Here is a 16,369-nt window from a genome sequence, read left to right on the forward strand (position 1 = left end):
CAGGAAAGGAGCATGGCGCCGTGCGGCGCCGGTACCTGGGCAGGGCCGGACGGAATCGCCTCGCTCAGGGCTTGGCGAGCCAATCCCTTTCGCTCGACCACGCCACGCCGCCACCGAACAGTCCGGGCTGGTCCTCGAACGGCTGGGTGGCCACGGAACGGACCTGGCAGTCCGCGATCGCGGGATGGCCGCAATTCAGCAGATATTGCTCGCCGCCTGCCAGGGTAGGCACTCTGAACATAAGGTCTGCGCCCGCCTCTAGCCAGGCGTGGCCCAGCGCGCGGGTGGCCGGCAGATCGGTGCGCCAGTTGCGCGGCGGCGTGCAGACCTGCGTGCCGGCTCGCCCGGGAACGCTCACCTCCAGCAAGCGATACTGGCGGGGAAGCTTGCGGGGATGCTCGGCCTCGACCAGCGCCAGCCGGGCGCAGATGGCCGCCAGGGGGGATGGGTCCAGCAGCACGACGGGGGCGCCGGCAGGCAGCCAGCGCCCGCCCGGATAGAACCCGCCGCCCAGCAGACCGCTATTGCTCAAGCGCCACAGCCGCATCACGGACCATTCCCTTCTTCGATGTTCAGCAACCAGCGCTCGATGTGGCCGGCATGGCGGGCCGAGCCGATCAGGCCGACCGGCACGGCGCCGTACAACTGCGCCTTGGGCGTGGACAACCAGTCGTGCGCCAGGTCTTCATCGCCGAACACCAGTTCGGCCAGCCAGACCAGCCGCAACAGGCGATACAGCGCGATGGCCTCGTGGGGGCGCAACGCGGCCGCATCATCGGGATCGTTCAGCGTGCCGATGGACGGCACCAGCTCGCGCCATTGCGGTTGCTGCGGAATCGCTTCGCGCAGCACCGGAAAGAGCTTCACGCCCAGCGTGGCGCTGCGCGTGGCGCGGCTGTGGCCGACCAGCTTGCGCAGACGTGCATTGAGCACGTCACGCACGTTGCGAAACGGCGAGTGGACAATGACGCCCGCCTTACTTGGCGCCGTCGACAGCGCCCTGGAGCGCCTTGCCGTCGATACTGACCGTGCCTGCATTGAGCAGTCCCTCCAGATAGGCACGCGCGGCATCCTGCTGGCGCTGCGCGCGCATGGTGTCGCGCAGCTGCACCTGCACCTCGGTCAGCGGGACCTGGCGCGCTTCGCGCAGGTCGACCAGCTTGACGATGTGCAAACCCGAGGGCAGCTGCACCACTTCGCTGACTTCACCCTTCTTCAGACGCTGGACCGTGCCACGCAACTCCGGCACCACCTGCTGAAGGGGAATGAAGCCCGTGTCTCCGCCGCGAGCGGCGCTTTCCTTGTCTTGCGAATTCTCTTGGGCAAGCTGGGCGAAATCCGCTTGCGGCGCACGCGCGCGCTTGATGAGATCGGCAGCTTTCTTGCGGGCGGCAGCCACGGCCTCGGCGTCGTTGAACGGAGCAGCCAGGAAGATCTGGCTGACGCGGTACGACGCAGGCTGGACGAAGCGCGCCTTGTTCTGCTCGTAGGCCTGTTGCAGTTCGGCTTCGGACGGATAGGTGTCCGGCGGCACGGTGACCGAGTCCAGATACGAGCGGAAGACGATCTGTTCCTGCGCGGCCTGGATGGCGCGCTGGACTTCGGGCTTGTCGGCCCAGTTCTGCGCGCGGGCCTGGGCCAGCAGCGCCTTCTCGGCGAGGCTGCTACGCACGACCTGTTCGAGCGCGGCACGGTTGGCCGTCAGTTGCTGGCGCTGCGCCGGGGACAGCGAACGCAGCAGTTGTTCGAGGTCGCTTTGCGAAACCGACAACGCACCCAGGGTGGCGACGGCGGGCGAATTGCTGACGGGCGCGGCTGCCGGCGTCGCGGCGGGCTTGGTCGCTTGCGCGGCGGGCTTGCTCTCGGCGGGCTTCTGGGTCTGCTCGGCCTGGCCCTTGTCGCCGCAACCGCTCAGCACCAGCGCCAGGCCGAATGCGCTCATCCAGCGCATGCGCAGCGCTGCGTAATCCGACTTCTTCATTTCATCCATCCCATTCAAACAGAGCCATGCGGCGGGAACACCCCGGCCGCATGGGGGCACATCTTATTCCTTGGTATCGGCCTTGTCGGCTTCAGCGGCGGCCTCGGCAACCGGAGCTGGCTCGGCGGCCTGCACGCCCTGTTCAGCCTGCACGGCCTGTTCCGCCTGCACGGCCTGCGTGGCGTACTGGCGCAGGAACAGCAGGAACTCTTGCAACAGGCGGTCCCACAGCTCGGTGGTGGCGCGCAGATGGTTCTCGGCGACGCCGCCGGCGGCGATCACGTCCATTTCCAGGACCAGGAAGGTGCCTTGCTGGGCCAGGCGAGCGAAGCGCTTGCCGATGTTCCACGATTCGACCAGGCCTTGCGGCAGATCACCCTGCACACGCAGCGCGCAGCTGAGCGTGTAGTCGACGAATTCGCCTTCGGTGTGAGAAGGATTGCCGAAGCGCACGGCGAAGCCGATGCCTTGCGTGGCGCTCAGCAGTTGCACCATGCCGTTCTGCTCGGTGCTGGTAACCCGATACCCCATGCTTTGCAGGATGTCTTGCAGCTTGGTTGCGCTCAGGGATTGGATCAGGGTGGTATCCGTCATGTGACAGTCTCGTATTGACGTGTGGAAAACGTCCCGACGGCGCACGGCCGCCGGGGTAAGGCTGGAACGATATCGGCCAGCGCATTACTGCGCGGGCTTGGCTCCGGATTGCTGCTGCGGCACCAGGCGCGGATCGTACTTGCTGTCGTACAGCTTGTCGCCGTATTCCTGGGCCTTCTCATCGAACTGCACGCGGGCTTCGCGCGCCAGCGGCTGCCGGATCTTCAGCAGATCGCCGGTGCTGAACGATTCGTACGCCGCCAGGATCTCTTTGCCGGCGGCATACATCTGATCGTTCTTCTGCTCGCAGACCTTCAGTTGCGAATCACGCTCGGTGAGCGAGACCTGCAGCTTCTTGCCCTCGGCGTCCTTGGCGCGGGCGATGCCCAGCAGTTCGTCGTAGGCGGCCTTGAACTTGCCGAGCTGCTCGTTGCTGGCGGCAGCCTGGGCACGCGCGGCGTCTCGGATGGCTTCCTGCTGGCCTGCCAGTTGCTCGGCCTGGCCCTGAACCTTTCCGAGCTGCGCGCGCAGCTGTTCGACCTCTTTCTGCGCGGCATCGCGCTGGGTCTCGGCCGCGCTCTTGGCGGCGTTCAGTTGCGCTTGCTGGCTTTGCAGCTGCTGCAGTTGCTGGGTGGCGCTGCGCAACTGGGTGCGCAGGCGTTCTTCCATGCTTTGCGCGTGGGCCGGAAAGACCGTCAGCATGGCGGCCATCGCCGCGGCGGTGGCCTTCAGCGTCCAGGCGACATGCCGCAACGCCGGGGACATCGGCGTCTTGGCAACGTCACGCAGGGCGCGCGCGGGTTGGGAGGTTTGGGTGCGCATGATGATCAGAACCGTGCGTTGACTTCGAGCTGCAGGACGTCGATGGCCAGCGGGGGGCCATAGATTTCCTTGGCGCTGGTCCAGCGCAGCAAGCCGTAGACGTTCTTGTCGAACGCATAGCCGCCGCCCAGGAAGTAGCCGCGCGCGTTGGTGCCGCCCAGGTGGAACGTGGAGTCGTTGTAGGCATCGGGCAGCGCGTCGGGCTGGATGTACTTGTAGCCGGCGAAGGCCATCCAGTCGCCCTTGCGAACCAGGTCGATGCCGTCGCCGATCGTGGCCTGGAACATCCAGGCATTGCCGCCGCTCTCGATGTCGTCCAGGTTCTCGCGCGAGTTGACGATGTTCGCGGCGCCGCCGGCACGGCTGATCAGCTTGTTCTTGCTGTAGGCCAGGTTGCGGACGTAGTCGCCATCCAGGCGCATGGCCAGGTTGTCGAACAGGCGGGTATCCCAGCGCAGGTTCAGGTTCAGGAGGTTGAACTTGGAAGCCAGGCCCACGTACTGGTATTCGCTCCAGTCGGCCTGGTCGGCCGAGCTCTGGACGACATCGCGCAGCAGGAACAGGGTGTTGCCCTTCTGCATGTAGGCGGGACGCGACCAGTCGGTGCTGCAGACGGTCATCAGCGAATCGCAAGGCGCCGAACGCTGGCCTTCGATGTTCTGGAACGTGTAGTAGGCGACCGCGCCGCGCAGCTTGTTCTGGGCGTTGAGCTTCCACTCGGCGCCGGCCTGCGCGCCGAACAGCCACTTGTTCTCGCTCTTGCCTTCGGAGAACGTGTCGCTGCTGAACGGGTTGTTCGAGTATTCGAGGGCATAGGCGCCCAGCGAGCCGAACAGCGTGACGGGGCTGCCGTTGCCCAGCGGACGCTTGAACGCGGCGGAGATGCCGTCGAAGTTCAGGTCGTTGGAGTACAGCATGTCGGACGACACGAACGGGCTGGACGCGCGGCCGGCCGTGATGGTGGCCCACTCGTACGGGCGATAGCTCAGGTAGGCCTGGTCGAGCCAGATGTCCTTCTTGGCCATGCCGCCGCCCAGCGTATCGCTGGTGGACACCGGGCTGTTGTCGCTGCCGGAAGCCAGGCGGATGCCGGCCATCCACTGCTCGGACAGTTGTGCCTTCACACCCAGGCGAGCACGGATGCGCATCAGGTTGCGGCGGTCCTGGCGCGAGTTCATGTAGGGAATGTCCAGGCCGTAGGGCTGGCCGGCCAGGAACGTGGGAATCGGGCCGTTGCGGTTCCACTTGGCGAAGTCGATCAGTTCGTCGCTGTTGCCGCTGTCGAAGAAGCGCGACTCGTCGCGGAAGCGCACGTCGCCCTCGACGGTGATGCGCGACGCCCAGTCGGGGAACGTGTTGGGCGCGGCCCAGTTCTCGGCCTTGGCCTGCGCCATGACTTCGGTCTTGACCTCGTCGCGGATCTGGTCCCGGACGGTGGCGGGGATGTACGGCACGCGCACGTCGCCCGGCTGGGCCATGGCGGCGCCGGCGCCGCCGGCGGCAGCCGGTGCGGCGGCGGCCTTGCGGGCCTGCACGGCTTCGGCTTCGGCTTGCTGGATCAGGGCATTGGCCTGGTCCTGCTTGAGCACGCCTTGCTGAACCAGCAGGCGGATCAGGTTGACGGTGGCGTTCTGGGACGGCGCGGCGGTCTGGGCCGCAACCTGTCCTGCCGACAGCGCCAGGGCGACGGCCAGCGCGCCGGCCAGTCGATTGGGTTGCAATTTCATTTTGATCAAACTCCGGTAAGGAAATCGAAGAGCGCGGCGTCAGGAAGGCCGACGGCTGCTGATGGAGGTTCGGATGGGCATCGGCGTGGAAGCAGGCGGACGTTCGTCCACGCGGCCCACCGCACGCAGCGTTGCGACCAGCTTCTCGTCGATCTCGGCATCGCCACTGGAGCGAGCCACTTCGACGCGGGTGACCTGGCCGGCCGTATCCAGCCAGATGTTCACGGCCACGCCGCGATACACCAGATTGCGGGTGCGCTCATCCTCGCGCAGGATCTTCTGCAGCATGTACGACATGTACTGGCCGTAGGTGGCGTTGCCGAAGCCGCCGCCGCCGCCGGAACCGGCCATGCCGCTGCCGCTGCCGGCGCCGATGTTGAACGCGTCCGAGCCGGCCTGCGCGTCGGTGTTCATTTCCATCGCATTGGCCATGTCGTTGGCGGGCTTGGGCGGCGCCTCGTCGGGCTTGGGCTGATCGATGGGCTTGGGCTCTTCGATCGGCTTGGGTTCGACCACTTCCTCGGGCGGCGGCGGCTCTTCCGGCGGCTTCTCGGGAGGCGGCGGCGGAGGCGGCGGTGGCGGCAGCGGGATGATCGCGGCGACCTTGGGCGCCTCACGCTGGACACCCGCCATGTCACCGGCCCAGCGCCAGATGAAATAGCCCAGCCCGACCACCACCACCAGGCCTACGATCGGCCAGACGAAACGTCCGGCCGAGCGCGAGCGCTTGGCTTGCCGGCCTTCGTCCAGCAGCGCCGACAGGCGCGAGGAAGTGTCCTCGCGGCTATCGGGGGTTTCAGGTTTATTCGACGACATCGCGGGATAGCCCTTCTACTTCAAGTCGGCTTGCCGGTCACGAGACCGACCTGCGGCAGTTCGAGGCGACGCAGCAGATCGAGCACTTCCATGACTTTCTGGTATTGCACGACGGCATCGCCGCGGACAATGACCGGGAAGTCAGGGTTGAGGGCTTTCTCGGTGCGCAGCCTGTCTTCGAGCTCGGGCAACGTGACCGGGTAGGCGTCCAGGAACACCTGGCCGGCTTCGTTGACCGAGATGGCTTTGGTCTTGGGTTGCGACAACGACACGGTCGAACTCGCCTTGGGCAGGTTCACCTGGATGCCGGCGATCTGGGCGGTGGCGGTCAGGATGAACATGACCAGCACCACCATCAGCACGTCCACCAGAGGCGTGATGTTGATACCGTCGACGGGTGCGCCGTCGTCGTCGTCTTGCGCGGATACGGAAGCCATCTGGCGTCTCCTCAGGCCGTGGCCACGCGGGCCTGGTTGGCGTGCATGGTTTCGGCGCGCGAGCCTTCACCGTGGACTTCGGCCAGGCGGGTGATGAACTCGTCGACGAACACACGCATGTCGGCGTTGATTTCCTTGTTGCGCGTGATCAGGCGGTTGTAGCCAAACAGCGCGGGAATGGCGACGAACAGGCCCATGGCGGTGGCCAGCAGCGCGGCGGCCATACCCGGGGCGATGGCGTTGATGTTCACGTCGCCGGCCATGGCCGTACCCAGGAACACCACCATGATGCCCAGCACCGTACCGAGCAGGCCGATGTACGGGCCGCCGGCGATGGCGTTGGACAGCGCCGACAGGCGCTTGCCCAGCATCTGCGATTCCTTGGTGCGGATGGCGTCCATCGAGGCGCGGATGGCTTCGATGGTGGCGGCCGACACCGTGTTGGTATCGGCACCCTGCGCACGGCGGACACGGATCTCGTTGACGGCCACCGAATACAGGCGCCACAGCGGGGCGTTCTTCAATTGCTCGTTCAGGCGGGCTTCGTCAGCCAGCATTTCCAGGCGGTTGCCGACCTTGGCGAACACGGTGCGGAAGTCCGAGTTGGCGACTTCGACGCGCTTGGCCAGGCGGCTCTTGCTGACCATGATGACCCAGGACTGGATCATCATCAGGACCAGGACGCCGATAACGACCCAGGCGTCCAGCGGCACGGCGTTGAGCAGGAAGCCCAGTTCGCCGAAGCCCATGCCCGACTGCTCTTCGTCGGCGCCGTAGACCACCATGCGCGACTCGCTGCCCTGGGCAGTGGCATCGGCGAAGAGGAGCGCGGCCGGGCGGGCGATCTTGGACAGGCGGACTTCGTCGATGGCGCCGACGAAGGCGGCGTACCGGGGGGCGGGAACGGGCGCGGCGGCCGCAGCGGCCGGATCAGCCGGGGCGGCGGCAGCGGGGGCAGCCGCAGCGGGGGCGGCAGCGGCGGGGCCGCGGCGGCCACGTCGCCACCCACGGCGGCGGCGGTGTTCAGGGCCGGCAGGCTGGCAGCCATCGTGCCGCTGGCGCGGCCGTTGACGTACAGCGTGATCTGGCCGCCATTGGCCGTGACGGCCAGGTGTTGCCAGGCGGCCGGCGTCAGGGGCTGGCCGGGCTGCGTGCGCTGGCCGTTGACTTCAACGAACGGCACGCCGTTGGACACGCCGATCACCAGCGAGTTGCCGGCATCGCGGCGGGCATAGATCGCCTGGTCGCCCGACGGCTGGTCGGCACGGACCCAGGCGCTGAACGTGAACGCGCTGCCGGCGGCCATGGCCAGCGAGGGGCTGGCGGGCAGCATCAGCGGCGCGGCGCCCGTGAACTGGGCGGCGCGGCCGACGACGCCGTCGACCATGCCGGCGACCGGGGTCTGGGCGTTGTTGTTGTAGCCGGTGGCATCACGCGGAGGCGCTTCGACCGCGCCGTTGAAGTGATAGACCAGCGTGTAGTTGGGATCGAACGTGACCTGGCCGTTGGAGGCGGCGGGCGCCTTCTCGTTGCCGTAGTACATCCAGATGTCCTGGCGCTGGGCGCCGGACACTTCCGGGACGTCGACCCAGACCACGGCCATGCCCAGCAGGGGGTCGAAGCTTTCGATCTGGTAGTTCAGGACGGTCTGGTCGTCGGCGGCGACGAAGCGCAGGTCCGAGCCGTTGGCGTTGACGCCGTCGAACGTGAAGTTGCCGGTGTGCAGGCGAACCAGCAGCGGCACGCGGCCAGCGGGTTCGTTGATGGCGGCACCTTGCTGCGTGGTGTCGATCGACACCTGCTTGCGGTATTTCCAATCGGGCTGCCACCAGGCGTTGGCGACTGCCGGAAGCGCGCTGACCACGAGAGCCAGCAGGTACATCATTAGGCGTTGCATGATTGTCTTACTCCGAAAACCGTCATCCGAATTGGGTTAGAAACTGGCGCGCAGATTGAAGTTGATGCGGGGATCATGACTGCGGGTGTTTGCGCCGTTGATCAGGGGATAGCCCCAGTCCAGGCTGCCCGACAACCAGTCGAGCACCTGCATGCGCGTACCGACACCGACGCTGGCCAGGCGGAAGGAATCCTCCTGCTCGGGCAACGGGTCGCGCAGGCGCAGCCACGCCCACTCCGCAAAGGTGTAGAAACGCCATTCGTTTACGTTGGAACCGAGGTAGCGCGCCAGCGAGGGCGTGCGCATTTCGATGGAGCCCAACAGGCCGTCGTCGGCCGTGCGCTCGGCGGCCAGATAGCCGCGAATGCTGGTCGCGCCGCCAGCGGCGAATTGTTCGTTGGAGACCAGCGCGCCGGACGAGAACTGGAAGCCGGCGCGGGCAAAGGCCTGCCAGTCTTGTGCGAAGTTCTGCGTGTGGGTGAAGTCGCCCTTGAGCAACGCGAAGCTGGGGCTGGCGCGATAGCGCTTGTAGTCGAATTCTTCGGACGAGCTGCCAAGGTCGAAGAAGGAACGCGTGGCGCCGACGATGCTCAGGCCGATGGAGCTTTGCGAAGCCTCGGTGTAGCGATAGCCGTTGTAGCCCAGCGTGAACGGCACGTACTTCAGCGGCACGGTGTCGTTCTCGCCGCCGAAGACCAGCGACTCGTCGAAGTTCTTGTAGTCGAGGCCGACCGACAGCGAGTTGTACCAGCTGCCGACCGGGTCGAACGTGTAGGTGGCCGTGGCGCCGAACGAGTAGCCCTTGCCCAGCACGTTCGTGCCGCCGATGGTGGCGACGTTGCTGTCCGAGTGGTAGCCCGAGAACTGCAGGCTCCAGCGGTCGGCCAGCGGCAGCGTGTACGAGGCCGACCACACCTTGGCGTTGTCGGTTTCCTGGGGCGCCGTGAAGAACGTCAGCGAGAACGCATGACCGCGTTGCCACAGGTTGTCGTAGCCGATGGAGGCCGTCGAGCGCAGGTGCTTGGTATCGGCGCTGTAGTCGTTGTTCAGGCCGACGCTGGCGGTCCAGGGGTTCTTGTCCTCGACCTTGAGGTCGACGTCCATGGTGCCCGGGATCTTGCCTTCGCGGACCACCGGCAGCACCTGGCGGCTGGCCGTGCGGTTCAGCTCGGTCAGTTGCGCCTGCGCCTGGTTGAAGTCGGGCACCTCGCCTTCCTTCAGGGCCGGCACGTCGTCGCGGATGGCCAGCGGCGAGTAGTTCTTGGCGCCGACCACGCGCAGGCGGCCGATCTTGGTTTCGGCCACTTGAAGGATGACCACGCCGCCCGTGACCTGCTGTTCGGGCAGGTCGACGTAGACGGACTGGTATCCCAGCTCATGGTAGGCGGCCTGCAGCGCGTCGCGGGCCGATTGGATGTCGGCCAGCGTGCGCTCCGGCCCCAGGAAGGGGTAGACCGCTTTCTCGATGGCCTTGGCATCCAGCACGGTGTTGCCGCGAACGATGTACTCGCTCACGTCGACCTTGCGCGTATCCGCCGCGGCGGCTGCCTGTTCGGCCTGGCCGGCTTGCGCCTGCCCTTGCTGCGCGTCCTGCGCGATGGCGCCGGCCTGCAGTCCCAGCACCAGGCACGCTGCTAGCGTCGCTCTGGCGCGGGCCGATGCACCTGCTTTATCAAAATCCTGCATAGGGATGCACTCAGTCCTCAAATTAATCTGATGTCCTGCTCTACCCGTCTCGCCGTGCTTGGCGACCGTTCGCAGCCAGGCCAGACACTTCACTGCCAGGCACCCGACAGCGTCGGCACCTGGTTGGTCAGCGTCGAACAGCGTCTGCTTGTTACTAGACGTTCCGCCAACGCGCCCAGTGCGCGATGTAATAAAAATTTCACGAAGAAACTGACTCGTAACAAAGGAACGAGAGGGAGAGTCAGGGATAACCCTCGGCCAATGCGTGCAGCGATCGAGAGAGAGGGTCGAGGTGCGCGGATGCAGGAAGGACGGCGCATGCACGCCCGGGCGAGGCGCCGGTGGCGCAGTGGCGTTGCGCACGGAAATGACATTGACTTGTCACCACGGCCGGGAAGGCGCCACGTACACTTCCGGGATCAGGGACGCATCGAGCCAAGCGCACGAACCGTCTCATCACCCAGGAGTCCGCCATGTCCGTTTCCGATCTGCGCGCATCAATGCTGCTGGTGGCTGGCTTGGCATTGCCTTCGGCCGTGCTGGCGCAAGCGCCTGCCGTCCCGTCGGATTCACGCGCCGCGCCGGCTTCCTGCGTGGACGTCGAAGTCAACGGCTACCGGGCGCCGTCCTATGACTGCCTCAGCCAGCAGATGGCGCCCCGCGCCCGCGCGCCGCACGAGAACCCCGCGCTGGCGTCCGAGGGCGTCGCCCGCATGCCGTCCAACCAGTTGGGCCTGTTCAACCGCGCCGCCACGTCCAACCGCATGGGCAGCAACTTCGGCAACTCGGCCTTCCCGCAACGGCCCGCGCCCATCTACACCAACCCCGTCGCGCGCTGATTCCAGACGCCGCCCACGCCACGGGCCGCTCGACGCGGCCCGTGTGTTTTCCATCCCACGGCGAGGCCATGGGCCTCGCATCCCTCAGGTCGCGAAATCCAGCTTCAGGCGCAGCACCATCGGCTGGCGCATGTCGGACGGCGGCGGTTCGGACAAGGGCTGGGCCGTCAGCACGGCGCGCAGATCCTGGTCCGCCTGGTCGTCGCCCAGCGTATCGAAGGCGACGCGCTCGACCTGGCCCTGGTTCGTCACCCACACTCGCACCACCACGGGCGCGGCGGGCGAGCCATTGCTTTCGAGCACGCGCTGCTGCATGCGTTCGTGCAGGCGCACCACCGCCTCGTTGGCGGGATCGGCGAGCCAGGCCTGGAACTGATTGCTGACCAGCTGCGCGTAGCTGATCCAATGCTGCGGCACGGCCGCCTGCGCCAGCGCCGGCGCAGGCTGGGACAGCGCCAGGCCCAGCCCCAGCGCGCCGGCGGCGGCTCCCCACATGCGGCGCCAGAACGGCGCACGGGCCATCTTTGACACATTGTCTTCATGCATAGCGGTGATTCTCCATGGCGATGTTACGGACGCGGGCCGGGTATGGACTCAGCCGCAGATGACGCCGACCGACAGCGTGGCGGCACGCGGCGCCTGGGCCTGCATGGGCCCCAACTGCGGCTCGTCGCTTTCGTTGAAGGCGATGCCTGCGTCTCGCAGGAAGGATTTGACGTGCGTCGCCGACACGGCCTTGACGCGCGTGGCGCCGGTGGCGCCGCTGGCCTGCGCCGCGCTCAGGGCCACGCGGCCAGACGGGCGCCCGTCCAGCGAGAAGCGTTCGACCACGACCCCCAGCATCAGTCCGGCCGCGCCCAGGACAGGGCTGCCGCTGGCGCCGGGACGCACGGACGAGATCAACGAGAGATCGTCGCTGCCGGCATTGCCCGATTCGGCGAACGCATTGAACAGCGTGCGAGCCCGGTCGGGCATGCGCTGCAGCGTGTTGTAGCTTTCCGCGAACACCGCCTGGCGTCCGGCCTTGATTTCGGGCCCGGCCACGAACGTGGCGCTGAGATAAGGCTTGAGCGCCGTGCGCAGCACGGCGACGTCCAGTCTGTCATCAGCCGCGGCCAGCGAGGCACGCACCACCTTGCCGTCCTTCACGACGAAGATGTCGCCACAATCGGACACCGCATGATGCGCCGTCAGCACATCGCCGCCGCTGTTGATGAAGAAACCCGTGGCGTGCGCCTCCAGGCCGCCGATCAGCGGCAATGCATGGGTCGCGCCCACCGGCCCCAGCAGGGCCGCGCCCACCACCAGGAACAGGCGGCAGGCCAGAACGGACAGGCCGTTCAGCGTGGAGGAAATCGTCGCCATTCGCGTTCTTTTGTTTATGTCGGCAACAAGAGGCGCGACAGGGTAGGAATCGGCCATTGCCAGGTCGTGACAGTAAAGGCGGGTGGGAAAGCCCGGCTACGCCTGGCGGCTCTGATGTCTAGACGATTGGCGCGCGGCCCAACTACCGTTTGTCATAAAAATTTCACAACCCGATACGCGGACCGGGACCTTCCGGTCTTATTGTCCTGCTCGCGGCATCGTTGCATCATTCCCGGATATCCTGGGAGATACGGCAGCGCAGCACCAGAGACGGGGGGCAAGGGTACCGATGTACTACGGCGAACGATTCAACAGCTGGAGCCACCTGGCGGGCCTGGTGCTGGCCGTGGCCAGCGCCGCCACCTTGATGCCTTATGTCATCGTCCAGTCCAACGATGCCTGGCATATCGTCAGTTGCGCGGTGTTCGCCACCGCCGCGGTCGCCACCTATGCCGCCTCCACCCTGTACCACAGTTGCCGAGGCGCCCGGAAGCTGTTCTGGGAGCGCGTGGATCATTGCGCCATCTACATCCTGATCGCCGGTACCTACACGCCCTTGGGCCTGATTCCCCTGGAGGACGACTGGGGCTGGCTGCTGGCCGGCGGCGCGTGGCTGCTGGCCCTCGTCGGCATCGCGCGCGAGATCGTGTTCCGCAAGCGCGCCGCCGCGCCCGCGGTGAGCCTGTACGTCGCCATGGGTTGGCTGGGCGTGCTGATGGCGGTGCCCATCGCGCAGCACGTCCCGGAAGCGGGACTGACATGGCTGCTGGCCGGCGCCCTGCTCTACAGCGCGGGCCTGGTGTTCTACCGCAACAGTTCGGGCTGGGCGCACGCGCATGGCGTCTGGCACCTGTTCACCATTGCCGGCACGGCCTGCCATTCCGTCATGGTCTGGACCTTCCTGGCCTAGCTGCGTTCGATACCCCGTACACCATCCCGACGTTCCACGGCGGCAGTCCCAAGACCTATCGCGCGCGGCATGCCGCCCCGGGCGAGGCGGCGCACGGGCCGCGGTGGGCATCGCGCAGCGGGGGCGTCAGCGCACCTGCAGATAGAAAATCCCGCGGCCGCGGATCAGCGTCATCAGCAGCGGCTGTCCATCCAGCAGTTCAAGCAGGTTGCGCAGGTCGGACAGCCTGCTGACCGGACGCTGGTTGATGCCGATGAGCACATCGCCGCGCCTCAGGTTCGAGGCCGCCTGGCTGCGGCCCGGATACGTGGCCGTCACCAGCAGGCCGTCGTTGCCCTGGCGGCGCTGCGCCAGCGACATCTCCGCGAACTCCACGCCGTTCAGGCGCGCGTCCAGGCTGCCGGCATGCAGCCGCTCGTCCTTCTCGGGCTCGATGCGCAGCGTCACTTCCATCTGCCGGCCCGCGCGGCGCAGCGTCAGGCGCACCTGCTGGCCCACTGGCAGCAGGCCCTCGGCATTGTGCAGTTGCTGGCTGGTGGCAATGGGCTTGCCATCCAGCGCGATGATCAGGTCCCGCGCCAGCACCCCTGCCTGCTGCGCCGGCGCGCCGTCGCTGATGCGGGTCACGACCACCCCGGTGGCCGACGGCGCGAACCCCAGCTGATTGGCCAGCCGGGGATTCAGGTCCAGCACGTCCAGGCCCAGCGTGCCCCGCATGACACGGCCATGCGCGAGCAACTGGCGCATGACATCCCCGGCCAGGTTCGAGGGGATGGCGAAACCCAGGCCCACGTTGCCGCCCGAGGGCGTGTAGATCATCGTGTTGATGCCGACCAGCTCGCCGCGCAGGTTGACCAGCGCGCCGCCCGAATTGCCGGGATTGATCGATGCGTCCGTCTGGATGAAATTCTGATAGCCGGCGGCCCGAAGGCTGGAACGATCCAGCGCGGACACGATGCCGGACGACACGGACTGACCCAGCCCATACGGATTGCCGATGGCCACCACGAAATCGCCCACCCGCAACCCGCTGGAATCGGCCAGCGGCAAGGCCTGCAGCCGGTCGGGCTGGATACGCAGCACCGCGATGTCGGTGTCCGGATCGCTGCCCAGCACCTTGGCGGGCAAGGTGCGCCCGTCCTGCAGCGAGACCCGGATCGTCTGGGCGCCGCGCACCACGTGGTGGTTGGTCAGCACATAGCCCTGCGCAGCGTCGACGATGACGCCCGAGCCCGAGCTTTGCCGTGCGCGATTGGGCATGCGTCCGAAGCCGGCGGCTTCCTGATTGCTGCCCAGCGCCACGATGCTGACGACCGACGGCATCGTGCTTTCCAGCATGGGCGCCAGCGATGGCAAGGGTGCGCCATCGACCACGGGCGGCAATGCGGCCCGCGCGGCAGGCATGACGGGCGCGCAGGCGGCCACGCACAACGCGGCAAGCATCCGGCGGCGGAGAGCGGACGGCGTCGCCGCCAAGTTGCTGGCATCCATAGCGGGCATCGAAAATGAAAAAGGCGGGCCACTGGGCCCGCCATTCTAATGGCTGGCTGCGCGGCGCGACGTGCATGCCCGCGCAGCCACGCGAAACAGGCCGACGGCCCGCTTCGCGGTAAGATGCATCAGCCGAAACGGCCGGTGATGTAGTCTTCGGTTTCCTTGCGGGCCGGCTTGACGAAGATCTGGTCGGTTTCGCCGAACTCCATCAGTTCGCCCAGGTACATGTAGGCGGTGTAGTCGGAGCAACGGGCCGCCTGCTGCATGTTGTGGGTCACGATGACGACGGTGTAGTCGTTCTTCAGTTCGGCGATCAGCTCTTCGATCTTGGCGGTCGAGATCGGATCCAGCGCCGAGCAGGGCTCGTCCAGCAGCAGGACTTCAGGCTTGATGGCCACGCCGCGGGCGATGCACAGGCGCTGCTGCTGGCCGCCGGACAGGCCGTTGCCGCTCTGGTGCAGCTTGTCCTTCACTTCGTTCCACAGGGCGGCCTTGGACAGGGCCCATTCCACGCGCTCGTCCATCTCGCCCTTGCTGAGCTTCTCGAACAGACGCACGCCGAAGGCGATGTTGTCGTAGATGCTCATGGGGAACGGCGTGGGCTTCTGGAACACCATGCCGACCTTCGCGCGGATCAGCGAGATGTCGGTCTTGGACGTCAGCAGGTTTTCGCCGTCGAGCATGATCTCGCCCTCGGCGCGCTGGCCGGGGTACAGCTCGAACATGCGGTTGAACGTGCGCAGCAAGGTCGACTTGCCGCAGCCCGACGGGCCGATGAAGGCGGTGACCTTGTTTTCGCGGATCGACATATTCACGTTGCGGATCGCATGGAATTTGCCGTAATAGAAGTTGAGGTTCTTGACCTCGATCTTGCTTTTCGTAGCGGTAGCGATGTTGTCCATTTGGCTTTCCTAGTGCCGGCGCCCCTGGCGCCGGCTGGCGATCATTTACGGAACAGGTTGCGGGCCAGGATGTTGATGCCGAGCACCAGCAGGGTAATCAGCGTGGCGCCAGCCCAGGCCAGGTCGTTCCAGTCCTTGAAGGGGCTGGCCGCGTACTGGTAGATGACAACCGGCAGGTTGGCCATCGGGCCGTTCATGTTGGTGGACATGAATTGGTTCGACAGCGCGGTGAACAGCAGCGGCGCGGTTTCACCCGAGATGCGGGCGATGGCCAGCAGCACGCCGGTCATGATGCCGGTCTTGGCGGCGCGATAGCAGATCATCAGGATCATGCGCCACTTGGGGCAGCCCAGCGCCGCGGTGGCTTCGCGCAGGCTGTTGGGCACCAGCAGCAGCATGTTGTCGGTGGTGCGCACCACGACCGGGATCACCAGGATGGACAGCGCCAGGGCGCCGGCCCAACCGGAGTAGTGGCCGACCTGGGCCACGTATACGGCGTAGATGAACAGACCGATGATGATCGACGGCGCCGACAGCAGCACGTCGTTCAGGAAGCGGGTCGCCGGCGCCAGCCAGCCCTTCTGGCCATACTCGGCCAGGTAGGTGCCGGCCAGGATGCCGATCGGGGTACCGATGACGGTGCCGATGGCCGCCATCAGGACGCTGCCGAAGATGGCGTTGAGCAGGCCGCCCTGCTGCCCCGGGGGAGGCGTGATTTCCGTGAACAGCGTGAACGACAGGGCGGGGGCGCCCTTGGTCAGCAGCGTCAGGATGATCCAGAACAGCCAGAACAGGCCGAAGACCAGGGTGACCATCGACGTCGTCAGCATCACCTTGTTGGTGAAGTTACGCCGACGATAGATCGGGTTATTCATGTTGAGTGCCGATTGAGCCATTTC

19 protein-coding genes are annotated in these 16,369 nt (G+C 66.5%); 3 read left to right on the forward strand and 16 right to left on the reverse strand.

Going from position 1 to position 16,369, the window contains the following annotated elements:
- Positions 1 to 64: 64 nt before the first annotated feature.
- The 11 genes from A6745_RS01550 to A6745_RS01595 form a co-directional block, all read right to left on the reverse strand.
- Positions 65 to 532 carry an RES family NAD+ phosphorylase gene (locus tag A6745_RS01550; RefSeq protein ID WP_156513248.1) on the reverse strand — a complete coding sequence of 156 codons (468 nt, stop codon included), beginning with the start codon at positions 530 to 532 and terminating at the stop codon, positions 65 to 67.
- A 14-nt stretch (positions 533 to 546) separates the two neighbouring features.
- A complete protein-coding gene (locus A6745_RS01555; RefSeq protein ID WP_231885877.1) occupies positions 547 to 933 on the reverse strand; it encodes an MbcA/ParS/Xre antitoxin family protein in 387 nt (128 codons plus the stop codon).
- Positions 934 to 976: 43 nt separating this feature from the next.
- Complete coding sequence (locus A6745_RS01560) at positions 977 to 1,981, reverse strand: peptidylprolyl isomerase (protein ID WP_066123705.1); 1,005 nt, start codon at positions 1,979 to 1,981, stop codon at positions 977 to 979.
- A 63-nt stretch (positions 1,982 to 2,044) separates the two neighbouring features.
- The gene (locus A6745_RS01565; protein ID WP_066122779.1) at positions 2,045 to 2,575 is read right to left on the reverse strand and encodes a YbjN domain-containing protein; all 531 of its coding nucleotides are present in this window, start codon (positions 2,573 to 2,575) and stop codon (positions 2,045 to 2,047) included.
- Positions 2,576 to 2,659: 84 nt separating this feature from the next.
- Positions 2,660 to 3,397 carry a DNA repair protein gene (locus tag A6745_RS01570; protein ID WP_231885878.1) on the reverse strand — a complete coding sequence of 246 codons (738 nt, stop codon included), beginning with the start codon at positions 3,395 to 3,397 and terminating at the stop codon, positions 2,660 to 2,662.
- A gap of 5 nt (positions 3,398 to 3,402) precedes the next feature.
- On the reverse strand, positions 3,403 to 5,124 hold the full coding sequence (locus A6745_RS01575; protein ID WP_066122780.1) for a putative porin: 1,722 nt from the start codon (positions 5,122 to 5,124) through the stop codon (positions 3,403 to 3,405).
- A 39-nt stretch (positions 5,125 to 5,163) separates the two neighbouring features.
- The gene (locus A6745_RS01580) at positions 5,164 to 5,940 is read right to left on the reverse strand and encodes an energy transducer TonB family protein (protein ID WP_082852841.1); all 777 of its coding nucleotides are present in this window, start codon (positions 5,938 to 5,940) and stop codon (positions 5,164 to 5,166) included.
- 20 nt (positions 5,941 to 5,960) lie between these two features.
- The gene (locus A6745_RS01585; RefSeq protein ID WP_066122781.1) at positions 5,961 to 6,377 is read right to left on the reverse strand and encodes an ExbD/TolR family protein; all 417 of its coding nucleotides are present in this window, start codon (positions 6,375 to 6,377) and stop codon (positions 5,961 to 5,963) included.
- A gap of 11 nt (positions 6,378 to 6,388) precedes the next feature.
- Positions 6,389 to 7,162, reverse strand: coding sequence for a MotA/TolQ/ExbB proton channel family protein (locus tag A6745_RS29620; protein WP_330999981.1), 774 nt, complete (start codon positions 7,160 to 7,162; stop codon positions 6,389 to 6,391).
- Entirely contained in the window at positions 7,048 to 8,274 is a 1,227-nt protein-coding gene (locus A6745_RS01590) for a DUF2341 domain-containing protein (RefSeq protein ID WP_330999983.1), read from the reverse strand. Before A6745_RS01590 ends, A6745_RS29620 begins: the two co-directional genes overlap by 115 nt.
- 36 nt (positions 8,275 to 8,310) lie before the next feature.
- Positions 8,311 to 9,960, reverse strand: coding sequence for a ShlB/FhaC/HecB family hemolysin secretion/activation protein (locus A6745_RS01595; RefSeq protein WP_082852842.1), 1,650 nt, complete (start codon positions 9,958 to 9,960; stop codon positions 8,311 to 8,313).
- 473 nt (positions 9,961 to 10,433) lie between these two features.
- Between A6745_RS01595 and A6745_RS01600 the strand changes: the two genes are divergently transcribed.
- Positions 10,434 to 10,799, forward strand: coding sequence for a hypothetical protein (locus tag A6745_RS01600; RefSeq protein WP_066122783.1), 366 nt, complete (start codon positions 10,434 to 10,436; stop codon positions 10,797 to 10,799).
- Positions 10,800 to 10,883: 84 nt separating this feature from the next.
- Here the strand turns inward: A6745_RS01600 and A6745_RS01605 are convergent, their stop codons facing one another.
- Both A6745_RS01605 and A6745_RS01610 read right to left on the reverse strand, forming a co-directional pair.
- On the reverse strand, positions 10,884 to 11,345 hold the full coding sequence (locus A6745_RS01605) for a TonB C-terminal domain-containing protein (RefSeq protein WP_231885880.1): 462 nt from the start codon (positions 11,343 to 11,345) through the stop codon (positions 10,884 to 10,886).
- 48 nt (positions 11,346 to 11,393) lie between these two features.
- Positions 11,394 to 12,164 carry a S1 family peptidase gene (locus A6745_RS01610; RefSeq protein WP_066122784.1) on the reverse strand — a complete coding sequence of 257 codons (771 nt, stop codon included), beginning with the start codon at positions 12,162 to 12,164 and terminating at the stop codon, positions 11,394 to 11,396.
- A gap of 289 nt (positions 12,165 to 12,453) precedes the next feature.
- On the opposite strand from A6745_RS01610, the gene trhA reads away from it, so the two are divergent.
- A complete protein-coding gene (gene trhA / locus A6745_RS01615; RefSeq protein ID WP_066122785.1) occupies positions 12,454 to 13,074 on the forward strand; it encodes a PAQR family membrane homeostasis protein TrhA in 621 nt (206 codons plus the stop codon).
- Positions 13,075 to 13,200: 126 nt separating this feature from the next.
- On the opposite strand, the gene A6745_RS01620 is transcribed toward trhA, so the two are convergent.
- Positions 13,201 to 14,397, reverse strand: a complete 1,197-nt coding sequence (locus tag A6745_RS01620) for a trypsin-like peptidase domain-containing protein (RefSeq protein WP_231885881.1) — start codon at positions 14,395 to 14,397, stop codon at positions 13,201 to 13,203.
- Here A6745_RS01620 and A6745_RS29170 point away from each other — a divergent pair.
- On the forward strand, positions 14,378 to 14,614 hold the full coding sequence (locus A6745_RS29170; protein ID WP_231885882.1) for a hypothetical protein: 237 nt from the start codon (positions 14,378 to 14,380) through the stop codon (positions 14,612 to 14,614). The two genes, A6745_RS01620 and A6745_RS29170, sit on opposite strands and share 20 nt — an antisense overlap.
- Before the next feature lie 79 nt (positions 14,615 to 14,693).
- Here A6745_RS29170 and pstB read toward each other — a convergent pair whose 3' ends face one another.
- Both pstB and pstA read right to left on the reverse strand, forming a co-directional pair.
- The gene (gene pstB / locus A6745_RS01625; RefSeq protein WP_066122787.1) at positions 14,694 to 15,470 is read right to left on the reverse strand and encodes a phosphate ABC transporter ATP-binding protein PstB; all 777 of its coding nucleotides are present in this window, start codon (positions 15,468 to 15,470) and stop codon (positions 14,694 to 14,696) included.
- A 41-nt stretch (positions 15,471 to 15,511) separates the two neighbouring features.
- Positions 15,512 to 16,366 (reverse strand): phosphate ABC transporter permease PstA, encoded by an 855-nt coding sequence (gene pstA / locus A6745_RS01630; protein WP_066122789.1) that lies wholly within the window; start codon positions 16,364 to 16,366, stop codon positions 15,512 to 15,514.
- Positions 16,367 to 16,369 lie beyond the last annotated feature (3 nt).

This window comes from Bordetella ansorpii (assembly GCF_900078705.1).
Lineage (GTDB): Bacteria > Pseudomonadota > Gammaproteobacteria > Burkholderiales > Burkholderiaceae_B > Bordetella > Bordetella ansorpii_A.

Excerpts from the sequence above, each read along its gene's own strand:
- A6745_RS29170 (WP_231885882.1), top strand. The coding sequence starts at position 14,378 with ATGCTGACGACCGACGGCATCGTGCTTTCCAGCATGGGCGCCAGCGAT.
- A6745_RS01605 (WP_231885880.1), bottom strand. The coding sequence starts at position 11,345 with ATGCATGAAGACAATGTGTCAAAGATGGCCCGTGCGCCGTTCTGGCGC.
- A6745_RS01565 (WP_066122779.1), bottom strand. The coding sequence starts at position 2,575 with ATGACGGATACCACCCTGATCCAATCCCTGAGCGCAACCAAGCTGCAA.
- pstB (WP_066122787.1), bottom strand. The coding sequence starts at position 15,470 with ATGGACAACATCGCTACCGCTACGAAAAGCAAGATCGAGGTCAAGAAC.
- trhA (WP_066122785.1), top strand. The coding sequence starts at position 12,454 with ATGTACTACGGCGAACGATTCAACAGCTGGAGCCACCTGGCGGGCCTG.
- A6745_RS01560 (WP_066123705.1), bottom strand. The coding sequence starts at position 1,981 with ATGAAGAAGTCGGATTACGCAGCGCTGCGCATGCGCTGGATGAGCGCA.
- A6745_RS01610 (WP_066122784.1), bottom strand. The coding sequence starts at position 12,164 with ATGGCGACGATTTCCTCCACGCTGAACGGCCTGTCCGTTCTGGCCTGC.
- A6745_RS01600 (WP_066122783.1), top strand. The coding sequence starts at position 10,434 with ATGTCCGTTTCCGATCTGCGCGCATCAATGCTGCTGGTGGCTGGCTTG.
- A6745_RS01570 (WP_231885878.1), bottom strand. The coding sequence starts at position 3,397 with ATGCGCACCCAAACCTCCCAACCCGCGCGCGCCCTGCGTGACGTTGCC.
- A6745_RS01595 (WP_082852842.1), bottom strand. The coding sequence starts at position 9,960 with ATGCAGGATTTTGATAAAGCAGGTGCATCGGCCCGCGCCAGAGCGACG.
- A6745_RS29620 (WP_330999981.1), bottom strand. The coding sequence starts at position 7,162 with ATGGTGGTCTACGGCGCCGACGAAGAGCAGTCGGGCATGGGCTTCGGC.
- A6745_RS01575 (WP_066122780.1), bottom strand. The coding sequence starts at position 5,124 with ATGAAATTGCAACCCAATCGACTGGCCGGCGCGCTGGCCGTCGCCCTG.
- A6745_RS01620 (WP_231885881.1), bottom strand. The coding sequence starts at position 14,397 with ATGCCGTCGGTCGTCAGCATCGTGGCGCTGGGCAGCAATCAGGAAGCC.
- A6745_RS01585 (WP_066122781.1), bottom strand. The coding sequence starts at position 6,377 with ATGGCTTCCGTATCCGCGCAAGACGACGACGACGGCGCACCCGTCGAC.
- A6745_RS01590 (WP_330999983.1), bottom strand. The coding sequence starts at position 8,274 with ATGCAACGCCTAATGATGTACCTGCTGGCTCTCGTGGTCAGCGCGCTT.
- A6745_RS01580 (WP_082852841.1), bottom strand. The coding sequence starts at position 5,940 with ATGTCGTCGAATAAACCTGAAACCCCCGATAGCCGCGAGGACACTTCC.
- pstA (WP_066122789.1), bottom strand. The coding sequence starts at position 16,366 with ATGGCTCAATCGGCACTCAACATGAATAACCCGATCTATCGTCGGCGT.